We start from the raw sequence: 20,234 nt of genomic DNA, 5'->3' as shown, positions 1-20,234 counted from the left end.
CATACCAACGAAACAGCCCCGGAGAGACGGCCGTGATCGGCGTCGCCCGGGGCTGCATCACGGATGCCGCCTGTCCCCTTCGCCTGCCTAGACTCGACGCTCGTGACGCCGCGGCTTCAACCGATCGGGGGCGTCAGAGGCTGGAACATAGTCGCAGGTGAACTCACCGTCGTAGCCGAAGAGGAATCCAAAGACACGATTCCTCACCTCGAGGCGGATCCGGTAGACGTTCGCCTCATCATCGAATGACTCATGCAATTCGGCTCTCCCACTGAACAGCATGGGAAATCGGAACGCGACAGGTCCCTCGTAAAAGCGTTGGGCATCAGAACGCAGACGCAAGGATCCGTCTGGTCCGACGGACAGGTCCAGGTCAACCGCGAGGTGTTGATGCGTCCCCAGGTAGTCGACCACCTTCCCGTCGCTCAGGATCATCGTCGCGTCGAATCTGCTGGGTGTGCGGCGCACGCGGTACTCGCGCACGAAGGTGACGGTCTCGCGCCCATACGGATCGCGGTAGGGGTAATTTTCGATGGTGAACGGCACGTTGGCCCCGAGGTCGGGAATCAGAATGTTGCGAAACTTACCCAAACGAAGGAACGGGACTGTCCACCACGGCCCTCGCTTGATGTGGGCCATCGTGCCGCGGCCGACACATCCGTAGCCCGCATCAAGTCCGACCCCAAACCGCCGTTGCAGCATCGGGTGCAGCCGCTGAAAGTCGGGGCCGAGGGCCTGTTCGAAGATCGATGTCACGGGTTCTCCAGAGCGCCCCTGGTGGCCGGAGCCTGAGTCATTCCGCTTCCGCGTCGCGGAGCTCCCACACATCCCGTCGGCTTCAGGTTGTGTTCACCATCACATCAGCTTGCAGCACCATCGGGCGCCACGGCCGCAACCCGAAGCGTGTCTCGGGCCGAACGTCGCACGCAGGCCTCGCCCGAGTATTTGGCTTGATCGTTTCCTCAAACCAATTTCCTACGAGCCGATCTGAGGCGCGTCATCAAGAGAATTTTCGTCTCAGGCCCCGTCGCCATACCGAACGCTTGTGAGCTCAGCCCGATACGGTGGATTCGAACCCGTCCGGGACGTTGTGATGCCCGCTACAGTGGCGGCCCAAGCTCCTAGACGGCCAAGCGCAGACGGTGTGAGGTCTTCGAGCCCGTATCGTCGAACGTCGTCGATGATTGCCCCCATTGCGGAGTCCCCTGACCCGATGGTGTCAGCGACGGTGATCCGAGCCGCCGGGACGAGGACGCTCGCGTGTCGTGAAGCGAGAACCATTCCGTCGCTTCCCTGCGTGATGACGGCCAGTCGGACGCCGAGATCGAGCAGTCGTTCGATCACATTCTCCGGAGGTAGGTCGGAGTAGAGCCATTGTGCGTCTTCGTCACTCATCTTTACGACATCGGCGAGGGAAGCCAGCGTTTCAAACCGTTCGAGAGCGTCATCTTTTGCTCCGATAATCGAGGGTCGTATGTTCGGGTCGAGACTGCTTGTGACCCCGGCCGGAAGCGATCGCAGAAGTTCACGGACTTGATCAGCGCCCGGGAGGAGAAATGCGGCGATGGAACCGATGTGGACGTGACCCGCTTGTCCGAGTTCTGGCACGACCGGTTCCCAGATGATGTCGAATGTGTACTGCGCGGAGCCGTCTGCTTGTATACGCGCAAGCGCCGTCGGTGTTCGCTTGGCGTCACTCGAAATCACATCCACGTGTGACTCGCTGAGGTGTGCCCTGGCCTGCCGCCCGCGCTCGTCGTCGGCGATGTAGGTCACGAGTCGCACCTCGTGGCCGAGTCGGCCAAGGCTGAGGGCGACGTTCGCCGGTGACCCGCCGACGTGCTCGGTACGAGTTCCGTCGCGTTCGACGATGTCTATGATCGTCTCCCCCACCACGAGCACCTCGCGTTCCGCTGATGAGTAGTTTCTGTTGGCCACTTTTCCTCCGACGCTCTGCTCGTTGTCGCTAGGGCGTGAGCTGTTCAACGTGGAGCTCGGTTAACGGCGCTGACGGGTAGACCTGCTCGGTGAAAGCGACGAGACCTCCGGCGGCGTAGACCTCGACGATCGAGGAATCAACGATGACGAGTAGGTCAATCTCGCTCATGTACCCAGCAGGGATCGGCGCCCAGTCCACAGATGGGAACTCAGGGTGGAACGTCACGTTTCCGCTCTGGGTGCGGTCGAATGTGATGCTCTTGTCATCTCCGTCGATCGTGATGACGACGCGATCGGTGCCGGTCTCCCCGGTAAGAACCACGGCCGTTCTGTCATCCGCCCCGCACGGGACGGACAGGTCGAAGACGGTGACGCCAGAAGTGCCGGCGGGTAGCACGGGCTGTTGTCGGACTCGGTACCGGCCGCTGTGGTCGCGGACGAGTGTGACTTCGCGCACCAAGGACATGGCGGAACGCCACGGGTGCGTTGGCGTTTGACCAGCGTATTGCCAGTTGCTGGCCCAACCGATCATCAGGCGACGTCCGTCCGGAGCGTCGTTGAATGAGACCGGCGCGTAGTAGTCACGGCCGTAGTCCAGCCAGTCGTAGTCGGCCAGATCGACAGAATTGGAGAGCCGTTCCGGGGTGAAGGTCGTCCCATCGAAGTCGCCGACAAAGTACTGAGAACCGGACCCACCGGCGATGCCGCCGGGGTTAAGGCTGACGACGAGCACCCAACGGGTCTCGTCCGTGCCGTCCACGCGGAGGGGGAACAGGTCCGGGCACTCCCAGACGCCCTCTACGGCGTGAGCGGGGCCGAAGCGTGATCGCAGGGTCCAGTTTCGGAGGTTGGCGGAGGTATAGATAACGACCTGGCGGGCGACTGCTTCTACCGCGACCATGACCCAGTGTCCGTAGATGCCGCCGTGCCAAAACACCTTGGGGTCGCGGAACTCGTCAGATCCGATGTCCAACACCGGGTTACCGGAGTAGCGGGTCCACGTTGCTCCGCTGTCAACGCTGTATGCGAGTGACTGGGCCTGGTTTCCGGGAAGGTCGTCGCGGGGTGGACGAGCGCTGGTGTAGATCGCGACGAGCGCGGTCTCGCCCTCCTTCGCGAAACCAGCAGTGTTGTGAACATCGGCCACGGCGCTACCGGAGAACACCATTTCGTCTGCCGTGTACGAAATCGCAATGTCCTGCTCGACCCAGGTGACGAGATCAGTGGACGTTGCATGCCCCCACGACAGGTTCCCCCACACATTCGCGTGTGGGTTGGTCTGGAAGAACAGGTGATAGATACCGGCGTAATAGAGGAGTCCGTTGGGATCATTGAGCCACGACGTGGCAGCGGTGAAATGTGCGGCCGGGCGCGCCGGGGCGCCGTTGGTTTGGTCGGCGACTGTCGCTACTTCGGGGCGGGGGGCGGTCACAAAGAACTCCTGATGGATCGGTGGGGTCAATACTCGGGCGAAACGGTTGTGACGCCGGTGCGGGAGAGTGTCTCCCGCACCGGCGAACGGTTACTTCCCGCCTTGCTGGAAACGGTCATAGGCGCTCTGATAGGTCGCGATGACGTCGTCGACGCCCATGGACTCGAGCTGGGAGACGTATCCCTTCCATTCGTCATCGACGGTGCCGTTGACGATCCAGGATGCGAACTTCTCTTTGACGAAAGTGTTGATATCGGTGGCAGCGAAGGACACCTGCTTCAGCTCGTCGTTCGACAACATCACGGGCGGGTAAGCATCGTTCGCCTTGTATGGCGAGTAGTACTCTGCGACGAGGTCCTGTCGTTCCTTGGCGCGGGGCTCGGGCGCGACGACGCTTTCGAAGTCCTCTTTGGTTGTGACCTTAGGTCCACCGGGGGCGACCTTTTGGCGGCGTTCACCTTCGGATTCTCCTGCTGCTGCGGGGATCTGCTGAAGGACGCCGTTCTCGTCTTCTTCAAGAGTGACGCCGATCGGCCCCCAGTTGGCCTGCGCAGACATCACCGGGTCGAACAGCCGGTCAGCCCAACGCATCGTGGCCGCGGGGTATTCGTTCGCACGGGTGATCACCATTGCGCCGCGGCCAATTTCTTGGTTGTTGGCAACGCTTGCCAGCTTCTCGCCGTTGACGCCTTCGAGAATGCCGACCATTTCGTAGTCGCCCACCCGGTCGTCGCCGACCATCTCTTTCAGCTCCCACCAGAAGAAGGAACCGAGCACCGGGGTCGCTGACTTGCCTTTGGACAGGTATGCGACATCGTCCTGGGAGAAGGACTCGGGGTCGATCAGGCCGTCGGCGTACCAGTCGGCCAGCGCTTCGACGCCGGCTTTGTAACCATCGGTGTTCGCGGTGAATTCGACTTTGTCGTCCCGGACGATCCGGTGGTCGTTGTTCTCCGGCTGCCCGCCGAGGGCAGCGATCAGGTCATTAGGGTTTGCACAGAAAGAATCTGTTCGGAATGACAGCGGGATCTCATCTGCTTTCCCGTTACCGTTTGGGTCCTGGGTCTTGAAAGCTTCAAGGGCCACCCGGTAGTCCTCAATGGTGGAGGGCATGGGTAATCCGAGCGCGTCGAGCCAGGACTTGTTGATGTAGAGGAAGTTCGGGTACTGCAGAACGCCAAGCTCTTCCACCGACGGGAGGGTGTAGATGTGGCCGTCGGAAGCTGTGATGGCAGCTCGAATGTCGGGCCGATCCTTGAGTATCCCGGAAAGCGTTGGTGCATGTTCCTTGATGAGGTCCTCGAGCGGCAACAGAGTCCCGTTGTCGCCATTCTCAACGATCTCTGCGTCCGTGAGCCCTGAGTTGTAGAGGACATCGGGCAGCTCATCGCTGGCTAACATGAGGTTCTTCTTCTCGGCATACACCTGCTCGGGGAGGTTCTTCCACGTGATTGCGATGTTGGTGTCTTTCTCCCACTGTTTGACGAGTTCCATCTCGGAGTAGTCGGGAGCGAGAGCTGATTTGGTGCCGCCGAAGGTGAGAGCGAGAGTTTTGTCGACAATCGGGAGACCTTCTTCGTTGAAGCCGAAGTCAGCTGACTTGTCTTCGATTTTCTTGGCGTCCCCTCCGCCTGCGCAGCCGGCGAGGAGGACGCTGCCCGCGATAGCGATCGCGGTAGCAGTGTAGAAACGGCGATGTCTCATGTTCTTTCCTTTTGTTCGAGGTGTGGTGGAGGGAGGAAGGTGGTTAGCTCTTGACGGCGCCAAGCAGTGCGCCCTTGGTGAAGTGCTTCTGCATGAAAGGAAGGACGATCAGCAGCGGGATCGTGGAGATGACGATCATTCCGTACTTGATCAGTTCTCCCAGGCGTTGTGCGGCAGCGTAGGAATCCAGTGCCCCGGTGCCTCCTGCGGAAGTCACTTCGGACTGTATGAGCACGTTGCGGAGCACTAGCTGAAGGGGGTATTTGCTGTCGTCGTCGAGGAAGATCAAGGCGTCGAAGAACGCGTTCCAGTTGGCCACGAGGTGGATCATGATCATAAGGAAAATCAGTGGTTTGGACAGCGGCAGCACGATGCTGAAGAAGAATCGAAAGTCGTTGGCTCCGTCCATCTGCGCGGCGTCGCGGAGCTCCCCAGGAACGTTGTTCTCGAAGAAGGCCCTGGCGATGATGAGGTTCCACACTCCGACCGCTCCCGGCAGCACAACAGCCCAGATGGTGTCCAGCATGCCGAGGTCGCGAACGACCAGGTAGCGGGCGATGAGACCACCGTCGATGAACATCGTGATGATGAACAGCAGCATGAAGAACGTGCGCCCGTAGAGATCTTTCCGGGACAACGCATATGCGGCACAGAGAATCGTCGTGACGCTGATGATCGTTCCCAGCACGGTATACAGGACGGAGTTGCCGAACCCGCGGAGAATGGTTGGGTCGGAGAAGATCCGCGTATAGCCCTCGATCGTGAACCCTTGTGGCCATAACCACACGTTTCCGTTGAGGATCTCGGTCGGCTCGCTAACGGAGGCGATGACGATGAAGTACATCGGGTAGATGATGGCGACCATGGCCAGAACGAGAGTGCCAATCGCGATCGTGTTGAAAACCGGGTCTGCAAAACGATTGCCGACGCTGCCCCGTTTTTTCGGCCGCGGGTACTCCAGGCCGTCAGCGGAGGGCGACGACTTCACAAGTCGTTCAGGTGCACTGGGAAGTGTGTGGGTCATGGCGTCATCACCAAAGGCTCGATTGGCCCGAACGGCGGGCGACCCAGTTGAAGGTCAGCAGCAGAACGAGGTTGATTAGGGAGTTGAACAGCCCAATTGCGGCTGAGTAGCTGAACTGTGCTTGTTGCAAGCCCGCTTTGTAGACATAGGTTTGGATGACTTCGGACGTGGGCAGGTTGAGATCGGTTTGCATCAGCAGGACCTTCTCGAAGCCGAGGTTGAACAGGTTGCCGATCGCGAGGATAAATAGGATCGTGATTACCGGCATGATGCCGGGGATGTCGATGTGCCGGATCCGCTGCCACTTATTCGCTCCGTCGACTCGAGCGGCTTCGTGCAGCGCAGGGTCGATCGCAGTGAGCGCCGCGAGGTAAACGATCATCGAGAAACCGGCGTTCTGCCAGATGTCCGACCCGATGTACAACGGCCGGAACCAGTCCGGAGACCCCATAAAGAAAATCGGGTCGCCCCCAAAGGTCACGATCGCGTTGTTGACGATTCCTGATCGCGGAGAGAACAGCAGGTGGATCATCCCGACCACAACGACGACCGAAATGAAGGACGGCGAGTACAGCACAGTCTGAGTGAGCTTCTTGAATCGGTCGCTCTGCAGCTGGTTCACGATGAGCGCGAGGATTATCGGCACCGGGAACGCGAGCAGCAAACCCAGCGCGTTCACGGTCAGAGTGTTCACCAGAAGTCGCTCGAATTGGAACGACTCGACAAATCGGATGAAGTGCTCCAACCCGACCCACGGACTGCCGGCGAACCCGTCAGCGGGGTTGTAGTCGCGGAAGGCGATCTGGGCTCCATACATCGGCCAGTACTTAAACAGCACAATGTAGACAACTGCCGGGGTTAGTAATACGTATAACTGCCATGACTGAAGTGCGCGCCGTAGGCGCGAACGCGCTCGACTGCGTTTGAGTTCTGGCCTTGCTCGGGAGATTATCTGCGGCGATGTTTCTGTGGTCATGCGGGCACCTTTGCACTCGCCACTGATCCACGACGGACCAATGAACATTCGATGGGATTTTGGGTCGGCTCCTCAGCGGCGAGAAGCAGTTCGACGGCCCGGCGGGCCATCTCCTCATAGGGCAGCGCAACGGTGGTCAGCCCAGGGTCAAGGTAGGGCGCGAGGGTGTCTTGATTATCAAAGCCGACGATCGAGCAGTCGTCCGGCACGCGAAGGTCAAGCGACTCCAGGGCGCGGTATGCGCCCCACGCGGTCCGGTCGTTGCCACAAAAGATCGCAGTCGGTCGCTCAGTCTCCTTCATGAGAGCTCGCGTCAGGTCGAAGCCGTCTTCAACGATTCCGGAACCATACCGGACGAAACGCGGGTCCTCCCCGATGCCAGCTTCATTAAGGGCTCGGCGGTAACCCGCGAGTCGACCGATCCCTGCGGGCAAATCGCTATCAGATGACTGAATGTTGATCATCCCGATCCGCGTATGGCCCGCTTCGATTAGATGCTTCGCGGCAGTGTATCCGCCCAGCTCCTCATCGGGGAAGACGCTGGGCACCAGGCGAGCGCGATCCTGCGCATTGACGACCACGGTAGGTATTCCCGCCAAGGCTGCTGGCACATCGAGAACGCGGTGGTACATCGAGGCGTAAACGACGCCTTGAACGCGGTAGGACAGCATCATTTCGATCGCGGCCGCTTCGAGCTCGGGTTCGTTGAACGTATCGACGCTGAGGATAACGTTTCCCGATTCCCAGGCGCAGAGCTGGCTTCCTTTGAGGAGTTTGCCGGCGAAGGGGGCGCTTGCGACTTCGTCTGAGATGAAACCGATCATTCCCGACTTGCCGCTTCGAAGGGACCTGGCGAAAGCGTTTGTGCGGAAACCAAGTTCCTCGACCGCGTCGAGGACACGGGCCTTGGTCGCGTCAGCTACTCGACTTCCGCCAACGTTATTGAGCACGAGGGAGACCGTCGCCTGAGACACTCCGGCGCGCTCGGCCACTTCCCACATTGTCGGGCTATTGCGTTTGGGTACCATGTCTCACCTCCTCGTAAGCCAGTTATTCGTATAACTCACACAGAGTAACCCGCTCGCACCCCCGGCGTCAACAAAGACATTTGCGTTCAGCTGAAGTAAGCAATTGCTGCCACTCCAACCTGCGCGCCCCGTGAACGGCCATCCCAAATCGCCTGCGCCTTGAGCATCCGTAATCTCGGAGTTCAATCAACTCAGGCTGGCGACGACCATGGCAGTGCAGCGACACAGCGCTGAGTCGAGATCCCGCTGCCAGGCCAGCGGCGAGCCAGACCGGCGCAGGGCGCCAACAAAAAAGCCCGGAGAGACAGCCGTAATCGACGTCTTTCCGGGGCATACCGTGCGCCCGAAGGGATTCGAACCCCCAGCCCTTTTGATCCGTAGAGAGAGCGGACGAACGTGACGAAGCAAGCGGGACCATCTCGAACCGTCCCACAGCCGACCGGGCCGCCCAGCACTTGGGCAGTTGCTGGGTTCGGATCACGGTCGGCGCCGAAGCGGTTCGGCGACGTGAGTAATGACTCAGCGAGGCACGGCCGGAGGGGTTCCGGCGGGCATTGCAGATGCGATCAGTACCGGTTTGAGCGCATCAAAGCTCAGCGGCATCGTCGGTGTCCTTGCCCTTGTACGTGAGGAGCGGCACGCACACCATCGTCGAGCAGATCCAGCATTTCGGTACCGGCCCTCGAGCTGGTCAACGACCTGCACACGGTGAAACACATCTGGGTGCTTCTCGACGTATGCGGCAAGGCCCCTGAGCTTGCCGACGGCTTCGTAATGAACGCACCGTGCAGGTCAACAATCGAAGGCCTTAGCACTCCCGCGGATGCGTGGACGAAGAGGAAGTCGATGTACAGACTGTGCCAGCCGTCCCGCTTCTGCCAGGGAATGACGAGAGCGATCTTGGCCCGATTCGATGGGTTGCGGTACCAAACGACAGCTGCATGGCAGAGCTCCGTCTCGAGCACGTACTGCTCGAGTGACTGCAGGTCAGCTCGGTAGTTGCCGAACTCATCGGAGAGGACATGCCACTTATGGGTCGCCCCTCGCCGGTCACCGTTCGCGCCCGGCGGGATTGTGAAATTAGTTCGTTCGGGCGAGCTGGACTGACGTCGGACGCGGTCGAACTCCTCCCGGGCCGCCTCTGAGAGCCGGGTGGTGGCGGAGTGGTAGCGCTGCAGCCAGGACGGCACCAGCTCAGCTGCGCGCGCCTCAACCCGCTGCGGAGCTCGGGATCTTGAGCGAGAGCGATCGCCAGGATCCTTGTGTCGGTGACATCATCGCCGTCCGGCGCGTGAAGCGAGACTACCTCCGCGGCTGGTTTGACTAACTGGTTGGTTGACTTTCGGACGGGCAGGCCTTACGTTATTGACAAATCAGTAACCGACTAGTTTGTTAGTAGAACTGACCATGTTCCTCTCTCTTCGCCTCGACCCTGGGACGCGTCCGGGACCGGTCTTCATCGCCGGTGTCGCGAACCAGCTCTTCGTCAGTGGCTTCTGGGTGCCCGCCGCGTCCGGGGGCGCGCTCCACACGATCGACCCCAACCCCAAGACGCACGAGAAGAACACCGTCGTCATCGGACTCCGACCAGCAGGGTGCGGCGCAGAGGCGTCACCGTCACAGCTCCGCACCGGCCTCCCCGAAACGCATCCGTCCACTCCTCCTCGCCAACCGCACTCCACTAAGAAAGAAGAGATCCCATGCGAGAAACCACTGCACTCGTCGCTGTCACGGACGGCCAGCCCCTCACTGCTCAGACCATTCAGAGGCGCGATCTGCGTGGAGACGATGTCGCCATCGACGTGACTTTCTGTGGAGTCTGCCACTCCGACCTCAACGAGATCCACCGCAACGGGAACAAGCCCCTCGTCCCAGGGCACGAATTCGTCGGCCTCGTCACGGCGATAGGAACCGACGTCACTCGATTCCGGGCGGGAGACCCCGTCGCTGTCGGAACCCTCGCCGATTCGTGCGGCGCCTGCTACATGTGTCTTGCCAATCAAGAGAATTACTGCTTGGAGTACCCCACCCTCACTTACGGCAGCACCGACCGCATCGACGGAACGGCGACTCAAGGCGGGTACTCGACTGAGTACGTAGCGAAGGAGAAGTTCGTCTACGCCCTCCCCGACAAGCTTGACCCCGCCAGCGTCGCTCCCCTCATGTGCGCGGGAGTCACGGTCTGGGAGCCCCTCATCGCCTGGGGCGCCGGACCGGGCAAGACCGTCGGAATCGTGGGACTCGGCGGCCTCGGACACCTCGCCGTGAAGTTCGCCCATGCACTCGGCGCCCACGTCGTCCTGTTCACCACATCCGCGCAGAAGGCCGCCGGTGCGGAACTCCTGGGAGCGGACGAAGTGGTCGTATCTAGAGATGAGGCGGCCATGCAGGAGCAAGCGAACCGGTTCGACCTCATCGTCGACACCGCCTCGGCGCCACACGACCTCACCCCGTACCTTCACACCCTCGCGCTCGACGGGACCCTGTGCGCTCTCGGCGCGCTCGGCTCCCTGCAATTCGACCCCTTCGCGTTGCTCTTCGGGAGAAGGAGCATCGCCTCAGCAGGCGGCGGAGGAACCACGGGAACACAGGCGATGTTGGACTTCTGCAATGAGCACGGCATCACCGCCGACGTCGAGGTCCTGCCCGCGCGCGACGTCAACACAGCACTCGAGCGACTCGAACGCAACGACGTCCGGTTCCGATTCGCCCTCGACATGAAGGAGCTGTGAAGCGCCTCTGGCTCGCGTCGGTCGCCGTGCCGCTCCGCGTGTACCTGCTCGTCGTTTTCGCGCTCAACGCCTCTTCATGCGCGCGGCACACGACGCGTGCCGCCATCAACGATGCCGGCCAGCTCTGCCACAGGGTATGCACCGAGTGGATTGATGGACTCGCTCACGAGACCCTCGGTAGTGAGTTGATCAGATCTGCTGAGTCGACGGCGCGAATCCTCGCGCGACGATTGTCCGCAAGGCATCCCGGCGGCGCTCGTGCTCAGCGGCAGGATCCGTCGGACTTGCGGCGAATACGGTGCTCGCCGGCGACCAGGCCATCGAGATGGCGACCACGCTCGCGATGACGTCGAAGGGATCGAACTTTTCGTCGACGAGACCGGCATCCTGCGCCGCCGCGATAGCGACTTCCTTGTTGCCATATTCGGTCGACAGCTCGCTACTGAGATGCCCCGTGGGCCGCCGCTCGAGCCGAGACCACGTGGCCAGCCGCACCAACTCCGGGTGCTCGAGGTGGTCGTCGTAGAGCGCGACCGCGTACCCGGGCAGATCCTCCGGGGTGAAGGGGACGGCGTCCATGATCGAGTTGATTGCCTCAGCGAAGACAGCGTCGAACAGCAATTCCTTGCTGACGAAGTAGGCATACAGCTGTGCTTTGTTGACCCCTGCGTTGTCCGCGATTCGAGCCACGCGAGCTCCGGCAATACCGTACTGCGCGAACTCGGCCTGCGCCGCCTCAAGGATCCTGGCTCGGCTCGCTTCCCCTCTTTTTCTCATAGTGACCATGATAGAACTAACTAGTTGGTGCCTGCTTGGAGTCGCGCACTGACGCACCCGTCCGAGATACCGGAGTGGGCGAGGCAGAGCCTTCGATGGCTTCAATCCCGAACTGCGCGAACTCAACGTCACTGCAGCGAGTATCCGTTCGCGCGTGACGTTTCCAAGTTTCATGAATCCGCCATGGGCGTGTGTGGCCTGCTCCCTTACCCCTGATCTCTAACGCGTTCGTGTTGGTGCTCGGCCTCCCCGCTTTGGCAAGTTCGCACCGGTTCGCCGCATGGCGGCGGAAGTTTCAGCCTCGGTAGCCTCCAGCTCATACTGGGCGACCTCGGCTGTGGCGCTCAACAGTCGTCGTCGGTTCACCCTTCGGCGACGTCATGCGCATTAATAACTAACTAGCTAGTTGACATCCACGCACCGCGCCTTTACCTTAACTACCAACCAGTTAGTTACTAACGAAAGAAGGCCGACATGAATACCGTTCTTATTACCGGCGCAGGTACTGGCTTCGGCCGACTCGCCGCCTTCGATTTGGCCCGTCTCGGGTATCGGGTTATCGCGGGGGTGCAGATATGGCCGCAGGCGACGCAGTTGCGTCAAGAGATCGCGGCCGCCGGCATGGAGAACATCGAGGTCATCAAGCTCGACCTTTTCGACGAGGTCGACGTTGCGCACGCGCTCCGCTATGACGTCGACGTGCTGTTCAATAACGCGGCTGTGGCTTACATCGGAAATCTGACCGACATGCCGATGTCGCTCATTCGGGCGAACTTCGAGTCGGACGTGTTTGCTCCCCTGGAGTTGACGAAGCGCTTCATCCGTCAGATGGCCGCTCGCGGCAGCGGCAAGATCGTATTCAACTCTTCCATTGCCGGCCTGCTGGCCCAGCCCTTCGGCGGCGCATACACCGCGGTGAAGTACGCGATCGAAGCGATCGCCGCCACGTTGCGGGAGGAGCTGAAGCCCCTCGGCATCACCGTGGCGACTGTGGAGCCCGGGCCCTTCCAAACCGGTTTCAACGACACCGCGATCGAAGCGTCGTCCTACTGGTACGACCCGGAGACGGCGGTCCTGCCGGGTTGGCAGCTACCAACGTTCACCTACCCGGGGCAGGGCGACCCGCAGGAAATGGTGGACGTGATCGTCAAGGTCATCACCGGTGAGATTTCCAGCTACCGCAACGTTTTCCCGCCGTCGACGGAACGTGAGGCCCGGGAAGCGCAAGCCGCCGAGTGGGAGATCACTGTCTAGGTGGAACGCACCCGTGCTCTCGTAACGGCCTGTCAGACCGAACCCGGGGCATACCGGGCTCCCAGAACAAGCCCAGGGAACGCGGGCACAGAACCCGGTCAGCAATTCAAAGTGTGGGGATAGTGTGGGGCACCAACGAAAAAGCCCCGGAGAGACAGCCATAATCGGCGTCTTTCCGGGGCTAAACGTGCGCCCGAAGGGATTCGAACCCCCAACCTTCTGATCCGTAGTCAGATGCTCTATCCGTTGAGCTACGGGCGCATGGGCTTGACCGGGAGACAATCTCTCGCTCCGCAGGCCGTATTAGAGACTACATGACCCGGCGGCTCCGCGCCAATCGAGGCAGCGACGGTCACGTGACAGAACCCTTAGCGCGGGTTATAATTGATGTTTGTCAATGTTATAGTTGACGTTTGTCAATAAAGCTTCCCCGCGTCATCAGGAGTCACATGCCTCGAGCTTCACGGTCATCCGCACCGATAAAACCACAACGGACCGCTTCCGCCGACGGCACCATGACCCACCGTCAGGTGCTCGAAGCCCTCTCGGGTCTGCTTCTCGGCATGTTCGTGTCGATCCTCGCCGGAACTGTCGTCGCGACATCCCTCCCCCTCATCATCTCCGAGCTCGAGGGCGACCAGTCTGCATACACCTGGGTCGTGACCTCGACCCTCCTGGCAACAACCGTCTCCACCCCGCTGTGGGGAAAGTTCGCTGACCTCTTCAACCGCAAGCTGCTCATCCAGCTTGCACTCGGCCTCTTCGTCATCGGCTCAGCTGCCGCCGGTTTCTCGCAGAACACCGACACGCTCATCCTCTTCCGCGTACTGCAGGGTCTCGGTGGTGGCGGACTCGCCGCGCTCAGCCAGATCATCATGGCGGACATCATCAGCCCGCGCGACCGTGGCAAGTACGCCGGCCTCTTCGGCGGCGTCATGGCCGTCGGAACCGTGGGTGGACCGCTCCTCGGTGGCCTGGTCACGGATTCCCTCGGCTGGCGCTGGAACTTCTTCATCGCGTTGCCGATTGCGATCATCGCGATCGTCCTGCTGCAGCGCACGCTCCACCTGCCCAAGCAGCCGAAGCGCAAGGTTCACATCGATTACCTCGGCGCGATCCTCATCGCCGCCGGCGTTTCGCTCCTCCTGATCTGGGTGTCGCTCGCCGGCACGCAGTTCGACTGGATTTCACTACCCAGCCTCCTGATGGTGCTCGGGTCTGTCATCCTTCTGGTCGGCGCTGTCGTCGTTGAACTCAAGTCGCCTGAACCGATCATCCCTCTCGGCATGTTCAAGAACCGCACGTTCACGCTCTCCGTGATCGCCAGCATCTCGGTCGGTGTCTCCATGTTCGGCACGTCAGTCTTCCTCGCGCAGTACATGCAGCTCGCCCGCGGAGCCACGCCGACAGAGTCCGGGCTGCTCACCATTCCGATGATGGCCGGTCTGCTCATCTCCTCGACGATCTTCGGTGGCATGATCAGCCGTCGCGGAAAGTGGAAGGCAATCATGGTGACCGGTGCAGTCCTCACGGTCATCGGCTCCGTCCTCCTCGGCACTCTCCACTACGACACCAACCTCGTCCTCGTTGGTATCTACATGGCCGTCCTTGGTGCGGGTCTCGGCATGCTGATGCAGAACCTCGTGCTGGTGGTTCAGAACACGATCGAGGTGCGCAACCTCGGCGTCGCCACCAGCGCCGTCACCTTCTTCCGGAGCCTCGGCGGCACCATCGGCGTCTCCGTACTCGGATCGGTGCTCGGCACCGTCGTCGCGCAGAGCATCAAGGAGAACGTCGGTGCCCTCGCGCCGACGGACCAGGCCCTTGCTGGGAAGTACCTCGGCAGCGGAACAATCCCGCAGATCCACGAGCTGCCCGAGGTGTTGCAGAGCGTCGTCGAGAGTGCGTACGGCAGTGGGGTTGGCTTCGTCTTCCTTTGCGCCGTTCCGCTCACCCTCGTCACTCTCATCGCGACGATCTTCATTCCGAACGCACCGCTCGGTAAGCTCAACGCCGTGCAGTTGAAGAAGCAGCCCGTCGACACGTCGCACGACCGCGACGCCAGCGACATCCTCATCGATGTCTCGACGGCGAGTGTTGCGCTCCCCCCGGTCGGCCTCGCCAATCCAACCGGTCAGATCCCGACCGTGAAGCCGGAAGATGATGGCGCGACATCGAATCCGACGAGGATACCATGACCACGGATGCGACGAACGTCTCCCCCGACTCCGACCGGCACTCAGCGGCCATCGTGGGCGTCGAGGTCAACATGGGTGCCCTGTCGCGCAAGCTTCAGCTCATCCTGAAGAACGCGGCAGCGGCGATCGACCCCACCCTTCCGCCTGCCGGCTTTCAGTTGCTCCGGCTGATCCAGCGATGCGGTTCGGTGCAGGCCAGTGTCGCGGCCGAACGCCTGGTGGTCGATCGGAGCGTTGTGAGCAGGCATATCCGGCAGCTCGAAGAGCTCGGCCTGGTCGAGACGCGCACCGACCCGTCCGACGGCAGGGCCCGTTTCCTCGTGCTGACCGAGGAAGGCAGCCGTCGTATGCGCTCGGTCAATCCGTCGGGCAGGTCGGTCATGTATCCGCTGCTGACCGACTGGGAGGTCGACGAACTCGAGAGCTTCGCGGCACAGCTCGAGCGCCTCACCGAGGCGATCGACCGGCGTAACGACGAGTTCACCGCAACCGACTGACCCGCGGCGCTCCGACCGCCACCATTTTTCACACGGATGCCGTCCCGCACGCACGCGGGACGGCATCCGTTTCGTTAATCCCCTAACGCAATCCGCGCGCATCGAGCGCTGCGATCTGGCGCTTGAGCGCGATCTGCCGATACGACTCGTCAATGAGTTCCGCCATGAACTCCCAATCGACATCAGCCTCGACGAGGTCGACGCCGAGCCAGCCACCCGGCCCGAAATAGGGAGGCACGAAGAACCGTGGGTCTTCGAGAAGAGCCGGCCGCTCGTCGGGATCAGGTTTGAACACCAGGGTGTGCGGGCGATCCATCGACGAGCCCATCACCGCGAAGAGCTTCTTGCCCGCACGGAATGTGGGTCGGCCCCACGCCTCGACCTCAGCGAACTCCGGATACTCGGCACAGATCTGCCGCACGCGGTCGACGACCGCGTCACCCGGTTCGAACAGTCGCGGATGCTCCACGCGGGTGATCCTACGCGCTGGCCGCCGTGTCGTCACCGGTCGGGCAGTACAGCTGGGTGCGCTCACCACTGCGGTCGACGATGTGCAGAGACATGAGCTGACCGCAGAGGGGGCACGCCGACGCCGAGGCGGGCGGCAACGGCTCCTCGTTGTATGGCCCGAGCGGAGGTGGGCCAATGTACGGCCGCAGCGAGTTGTTGAGCCAGTTGGTGAAGCCACCCGACTCCCTGATGCTCGGCCGCTTCTTATTGCTTCGTGCCATACCTATGAGCGTACGTTGAAAGTGCGCTCAGGTGATGCCCGGCCAACCCCGATCCAGCAGAACTCGCTGGGGTAGACTCTCTCCCAGCGAAGGGGAGTAGTTCCCACCGCCGCTTCACTCCAGAAACGGCGACGCGGTCTGTCGACACACTGGTCTTTCGACCCGGCAGCCCACCCGCGCACTGCGGGCGAGCGAGACCTTCGGCCACATCTCAACGATGGCCGAAGTTTCCGCACCCCGGAATCGTCGGTCACCCGATTCAGGAGCAGTACCGTGACCGAACCCCGCACATCGCCGACGGCATCCGACATCAAACGCTGGCGACAGTACCTTGCCGACGAACGCGCCGAAGCATCCGTCTACAGCGAACTCGCCCGTCGGCGTACCGGCGAGGAACGCGCGATCCTTCTCGGCCTCGTCGAGGCGGAACGCCGCCACGAAGCTCACTGGATCGACCTGCTCGGCGAGCACGCGAACGAGCCCACCCGTACGGCGCTGCGCACCCGACTGCTCGGCTTCTTCGCGAAACGCTTCGGCTCGGTCTTCGTGCTCGCCTTGATGCAGCGGACTGAATCGCGATCTCCGTACGAAGCGGATGCCGACGCGACAGACGCGATGGCGGCCGACGAACGCCTGCACACCGAGATCGTGCGCGGGTTGGCAGCACGCGGCCGCAACAACATGTCGGGAACGTTCCGCGCCGCTGTCTTCGGAGCCAACGACGGCCTGGTCTCCAACCTCGCGCTCGTGCTCGGCATGAGTGCGACCGGCGTCGGCACCGGTGTTGTCCTCGCCGCGGGTGTTGCCGGGTTGCTCGCCGGTGCCCTGTCGATGGCCGCGGGTGAGTATGTGTCCGTCCGCTCGCAGCGCGAACTGCTCGACTCGACCACGCCAGACCCAACCGCCAGGCAGGTGCTCCCCCAGCTCGACGTCAACGCGAACGAACTGCAGTACGTCTATCGGGTGCGCGGGATGGCGCCCCAGCAGGCCGCCGAGCATGCCCGCGAGGTGCTCAACAACCTCGACTGCGTGCACGTCGGGCTCGACACCGGCACCCTGTCTGCCCAGACAGGCGATTCGATCGGCTCCGCACGGGGCGCCGCGCTCTCAAGCTTCCTGTTCTTCGCGTCCGGCGCGATCATCCCCGTGCTGCCGTACCTGTTCGGCATGAGCGGGCTCGGTGCCGTTGCGGTCGCCGCCACCCTCGTTGGCATCGCCCTGCTGATGACGGGCGCTGTCGTTGGTGTGCTGTCGGGAGCGTCACCGCTCAAACGTGCGCTGCGTCAACTCGCGATCGGCTACGGCGCTGCCGCCATCACCTATCTGCTCGGGCTCGCATTCGGCACGACCGTTGCGTAGCGCTGGCTAGGAGCGCCCGCGACCCCGGTTGCGGCCCTTGCCCAGCTTCTTCGGGGCGCGGCCCTGGCGCGGAGTGAACGGCTTCGCCTTCGGCTTCTGCTGGGGTTTGCGCTCCTTCGGTGGCGCCTTCTCCGGCTCTTCCTGTGGAGCACGGGACGACCGCGCGGTCCTCCCCCGCACCACACCGACGAAGTCCTCGATATCCGGAGTCGTCTCCTCGGCGAGCCAGGCCAGCCCGATCCGGGTCTCGGCGACGTCTGTGACGGGCCGAGCGACGACATCCTTACGCCCATACAACCGCGCGACGGACTGCGGCACAATGACGATTCCCACTCCGGCCGCAACGAGCTCGATCGCGTCCTCGACCGACCGAAGTTCGGGCAACGGCCGACGCGATCCATCGCGCACCTCGGCCGCGACGTCGCGCCACTCGGGCACCTCGTCAGGGTCCTGCAGCAGGTGCTCATCGGCAAGGTCGGCCACCGTCACCGATTCGAGCTTCGCCAGATCGTGGTCCTTGGGTACAACGACGACGGCGATCTCGCTGTAGAGCGGGATCAGGCTGAGATCGGTGTCGTCCACCGGCATCCGCACGAAACTGACGTCAGCGGTTCCTTCGTGAAGCACGCTCACGGCATCCGTTTCGGTGGTCGGCGCGAAGGCCAGCGGCAGATCCTTGCGGCGTTCCTGCCAGACGGTTGCCCACTTGGCGAGCGTCACCCCGGGCACAAAAGCTATCGTGAACCGCGGTCCTGGCGTCTCGGCAGTATCCATCGGTCCTCTTCCATCCCCACCGCATCGGTGTGCGGCGGTCTGTTCAGGGTATTACGGATGCCTCCTCCCGCGCTCCACAGTGCCGGTTGGCGGTTAAGCTGGGAACATGGCAACGAACAAGACCCCCCAAACGATGAAGCCGGAGACGGCCGCTAAGAAGCTGGGCGTCTACCTGCCGGCAACTCCCGAAGAATTCCGCTCGAACCCGGTCACCCGCGAACAGCTCAATGAGCTGCTGAGCTCGCCGCCGGAATGGCTCGTCGAGTTGCGCAAGAACGGCCCGCACCCCCGCATCGAGGTTGCCCGCAAGCTCGGCGTCTCTGTGTCCGGTCTCGCACGCGCCGAGATGAACGACGCCGCGCTCACGACGGCCGAGATCACCGCACTCCTCGAGGCTCCCCCGGCGTGGCTCGTGGCCGAGCGCGCCACCCAGGCCGAGGTGCGTGCCGAGAACAGCCGCATCAACGACAAGAAGGCCGGGCAGCGCGCCCTTGCCGACGAGAAGGCACGCCAGCAGAAGTAACGTTTCACCGACAGCACGGCCCGGGCAGCTCTGGCTTCCCGGGCCGTTCTGCGTTCGGCACCTACCCCGTGACGGATGCCGCAGGAGCGAGCGGCGCCGAGAGCCAGGCGGCACCCGCAACAGAGGAACGGCCCGGAGAATTCTCCGGGCCGTTCCTGTGTTCAGCTGTGTGCTTAAGCGCGGCGTGTACGACGCACGAGCATCAGTGCGCCACCAGCGAGAAGCAGGCCACCCGCGAGCGGGAGCGCCCAGGCGGCATCCGCACCCGTTGACGGCAGGGCGTCAGCAACCGGAGTGGTGTCGGCAACCGGAGGAGTGGTCGACGCAGGCGCCGGAGGGGTGACCGGAGGCGTAACGGCCGTCGGAGGCGTGTCGGTGACCGGCGGTGTTACCTTCGTCGGAGGAGTCTCGACAGGGCACTCACCGGCTGTTGCGTCCCGTACGGTTTCCTTCACCGTGGTCTTCGGTTCGTCCTTGACCCAGGTGTTGGACTTCTCATCGAGCGTCCAACCGGTGGTTACGGTCGTGGTGGTGGTCTTGACCGTCTTGCTCTCGCAGTTGACGTCCTCAACCGACTTGGCGCTCTCGAGCGGCTTGGGCTTCTCCGGAACAACAACCGGCGGTTCCTCGACCGGCGGTGTGACTACCGGAGGTGTAACGACTGGAGGCTTTACCGGTGGCTTGACCACCGGAGGCTTAACCACCGGAGGCTTGACTACCGGAGGCTTTGCTGGCGCTGGACACGGCTCGCTTTTCTTCGATTCGGTGACGTCGTAAGTGGTGCCAGGTGCGTCGACGACGACGGTGTAGCTGTGGGCAACTGTCCGGTCGTCGAACTTGTATGCCTTGACGAATTCCTTACCGAAGGTTGCGTTCTCGACGGTCTTGCCGTCGATGGTCACCTTGGCGGAGTTTTTGGCGGTCGCGCCATAGTTCTTGAGTGTCACTGTCAGGCTGTCGCACGTCGCAACTACCTTCGGTGTGTGCGCGGACGCCGGTGCTGCTCCCGCGAAGAGCACTAGGGCGGCTCCCACGAGAACGCTGGCATTGAAGCCGGCGAGTAGTTTGGTGTGAGTCTTCACAATAACCTTCCTGAACGCACGCCCGGCTTATCTTCGGGAGTGCGTCATCATTCCGGTCTGAGCTGCGCGATCGGGTAAGCGCAGCAGCGCAGAACGGTCGCTCCGCGTGCCGACCTCGGGCGGCCTGGCAACACGACAAGGGGTTTCTCCCCTTGCAAGGACTACCCTCCGGCAGCTGCGTCAGGATTGGCCCCAGACCGGGGTA

Annotated in this window: 19 protein-coding genes and 1 tRNA gene; 6 read left to right on the top strand and 14 right to left on the bottom strand. The window is 62.3% G+C overall.

All coding sequences use genetic code 11. The features are described from left to right. Positions 1-87: 87 nt before the first annotated feature. The 8 genes from AC1C2M_RS07065 to AC1C2M_RS07030 form a co-directional block, all read right to left on the bottom strand. Positions 88-756 (bottom strand): DUF4166 domain-containing protein, encoded by a 669-nt coding sequence (locus AC1C2M_RS07065; RefSeq protein WP_483405036.1) that lies wholly within the window; start codon positions 754-756, stop codon positions 88-90. A 261-nt stretch (positions 757-1,017) separates the two neighbouring features. Then, positions 1,018-1,938 (bottom strand): carbohydrate kinase family protein, encoded by a 921-nt coding sequence (locus AC1C2M_RS07060; RefSeq protein ID WP_483405035.1) that lies wholly within the window; start codon positions 1,936-1,938, stop codon positions 1,018-1,020. A 28-nt stretch (positions 1,939-1,966) separates the two neighbouring features. Beyond that, positions 1,967-3,370, bottom strand: a complete 1,404-nt coding sequence (locus AC1C2M_RS07055) for a glycoside hydrolase family 32 protein (protein WP_483405034.1) — start codon at positions 3,368-3,370, stop codon at positions 1,967-1,969. Between the two features lie 90 nt (positions 3,371-3,460). Then, entirely contained in the window at positions 3,461-5,074 is a 1,614-nt protein-coding gene (locus AC1C2M_RS07050) for an ABC transporter substrate-binding protein (protein WP_483405033.1), read from the bottom strand. A gap of 43 nt (positions 5,075-5,117) precedes the next feature. After that, entirely contained in the window at positions 5,118-6,098 is a 981-nt protein-coding gene (locus tag AC1C2M_RS07045) for a carbohydrate ABC transporter permease (RefSeq protein WP_483405032.1), read from the bottom strand. A gap of 7 nt (positions 6,099-6,105) precedes the next feature. Then, positions 6,106-7,122, bottom strand: a complete 1,017-nt coding sequence (locus AC1C2M_RS07040) for an ABC transporter permease (protein WP_495435747.1) — start codon at positions 7,120-7,122, stop codon at positions 6,106-6,108. Further along, complete coding sequence (locus AC1C2M_RS07035) at positions 7,071-8,075, bottom strand: LacI family DNA-binding transcriptional regulator (RefSeq protein WP_483405877.1); 1,005 nt, start codon at positions 8,073-8,075, stop codon at positions 7,071-7,073. The genes AC1C2M_RS07040 and AC1C2M_RS07035 overlap by 52 nt, the downstream gene beginning before the upstream one ends. A 620-nt stretch (positions 8,076-8,695) precedes the next feature. Continuing rightward, complete coding sequence (locus AC1C2M_RS07030; RefSeq protein ID WP_495432421.1) at positions 8,696-9,292, bottom strand: hypothetical protein; 597 nt, start codon at positions 9,290-9,292, stop codon at positions 8,696-8,698. 510 nt (positions 9,293-9,802) lie between these two features. Between AC1C2M_RS07030 and AC1C2M_RS07025 the strand changes: the two genes are divergently transcribed. Next, on the top strand, positions 9,803-10,834 hold the full coding sequence (locus tag AC1C2M_RS07025) for an NAD(P)-dependent alcohol dehydrogenase (RefSeq protein WP_495435746.1): 1,032 nt from the start codon (positions 9,803-9,805) through the stop codon (positions 10,832-10,834). A 189-nt stretch (positions 10,835-11,023) separates the two neighbouring features. On the opposite strand, the gene AC1C2M_RS07020 is transcribed toward AC1C2M_RS07025, so the two are convergent. Beyond that, positions 11,024-11,611: a TetR family transcriptional regulator gene (locus AC1C2M_RS07020; protein ID WP_495435745.1), complete on the bottom strand. Its 588-nt coding sequence runs from the start codon at positions 11,609-11,611 to the stop codon at positions 11,024-11,026. A 474-nt stretch (positions 11,612-12,085) separates the two neighbouring features. Here AC1C2M_RS07020 and AC1C2M_RS07015 point away from each other — a divergent pair, with 474 nt between their 5' ends. Beyond that, positions 12,086-12,865: an SDR family oxidoreductase gene (locus AC1C2M_RS07015; RefSeq protein WP_495435744.1), complete on the top strand. Its 780-nt coding sequence runs from the start codon at positions 12,086-12,088 to the stop codon at positions 12,863-12,865. A 188-nt stretch (positions 12,866-13,053) separates the two neighbouring features. Here the strand turns inward: AC1C2M_RS07015 and AC1C2M_RS07010 are convergent. After that, positions 13,054-13,126: transfer RNA gene (locus AC1C2M_RS07010), tRNA-Arg, on the bottom strand. 254 nt (positions 13,127-13,380) lie between these two features. Between AC1C2M_RS07010 and AC1C2M_RS07005 the strand changes: the two genes are divergently transcribed. Continuing rightward, entirely contained in the window at positions 13,381-15,063 is a 1,683-nt protein-coding gene (locus AC1C2M_RS07005) for an MDR family MFS transporter (protein ID WP_495435743.1), read from the top strand. Then, positions 15,060-15,560 (top strand): MarR family winged helix-turn-helix transcriptional regulator, encoded by a 501-nt coding sequence (locus AC1C2M_RS07000; RefSeq protein WP_495435742.1) that lies wholly within the window; start codon positions 15,060-15,062, stop codon positions 15,558-15,560. The genes AC1C2M_RS07005 and AC1C2M_RS07000 overlap by 4 nt, the downstream gene beginning before the upstream one ends. 82 nt (positions 15,561-15,642) lie before the next feature. On the opposite strand, the gene AC1C2M_RS06995 is transcribed toward AC1C2M_RS07000, so the two are convergent. Together AC1C2M_RS06995 and AC1C2M_RS06990 are read right to left on the bottom strand one after the other, a co-directional pair. Next, complete coding sequence (locus AC1C2M_RS06995) at positions 15,643-16,029, bottom strand: MmcQ/YjbR family DNA-binding protein (protein ID WP_495435741.1); 387 nt, start codon at positions 16,027-16,029, stop codon at positions 15,643-15,645. 10 nt (positions 16,030-16,039) lie between these two features. After that, positions 16,040-16,291 carry a hypothetical protein gene (locus AC1C2M_RS06990; protein ID WP_483405024.1) on the bottom strand — a complete coding sequence of 84 codons (252 nt, stop codon included), beginning with the start codon at positions 16,289-16,291 and terminating at the stop codon, positions 16,040-16,042. Positions 16,292-16,564: 273 nt separating this feature from the next. Here AC1C2M_RS06990 and AC1C2M_RS06985 point away from each other — a divergent pair, with 273 nt between their 5' ends. After that, positions 16,565-17,650, top strand: a complete 1,086-nt coding sequence (locus AC1C2M_RS06985) for a VIT1/CCC1 transporter family protein (RefSeq protein ID WP_495435740.1) — start codon at positions 16,565-16,567, stop codon at positions 17,648-17,650. A gap of 6 nt (positions 17,651-17,656) precedes the next feature. On the opposite strand, the gene AC1C2M_RS06980 is transcribed toward AC1C2M_RS06985, so the two are convergent. Then, entirely contained in the window at positions 17,657-18,424 is a 768-nt protein-coding gene (locus AC1C2M_RS06980) for a LysR family substrate-binding domain-containing protein (protein ID WP_495435739.1), read from the bottom strand. Positions 18,425-18,530: 106 nt separating this feature from the next. Here AC1C2M_RS06980 and AC1C2M_RS06975 point away from each other — a divergent pair, with 106 nt between their 5' ends. Beyond that, the gene (locus tag AC1C2M_RS06975; RefSeq protein WP_483405021.1) at positions 18,531-18,947 is read left to right on the top strand and encodes a DUF5997 family protein; all 417 of its coding nucleotides are present in this window, start codon (positions 18,531-18,533) and stop codon (positions 18,945-18,947) included. A 173-nt stretch (positions 18,948-19,120) separates the two neighbouring features. On the opposite strand, the gene AC1C2M_RS06970 is transcribed toward AC1C2M_RS06975, so the two are convergent. Further along, positions 19,121-20,029, bottom strand: a complete 909-nt coding sequence (locus AC1C2M_RS06970) for an LPXTG cell wall anchor domain-containing protein (protein ID WP_495435738.1) — start codon at positions 20,027-20,029, stop codon at positions 19,121-19,123. Positions 20,030-20,234 lie beyond the last annotated feature (205 nt).

This window comes from Mycetocola sp. Y444 (genome assembly GCF_059445295.1).
The sequence above is the reverse complement of the archived record's forward strand: the minus strand, read 5'-3'. Positions and strand labels throughout refer to the sequence as shown.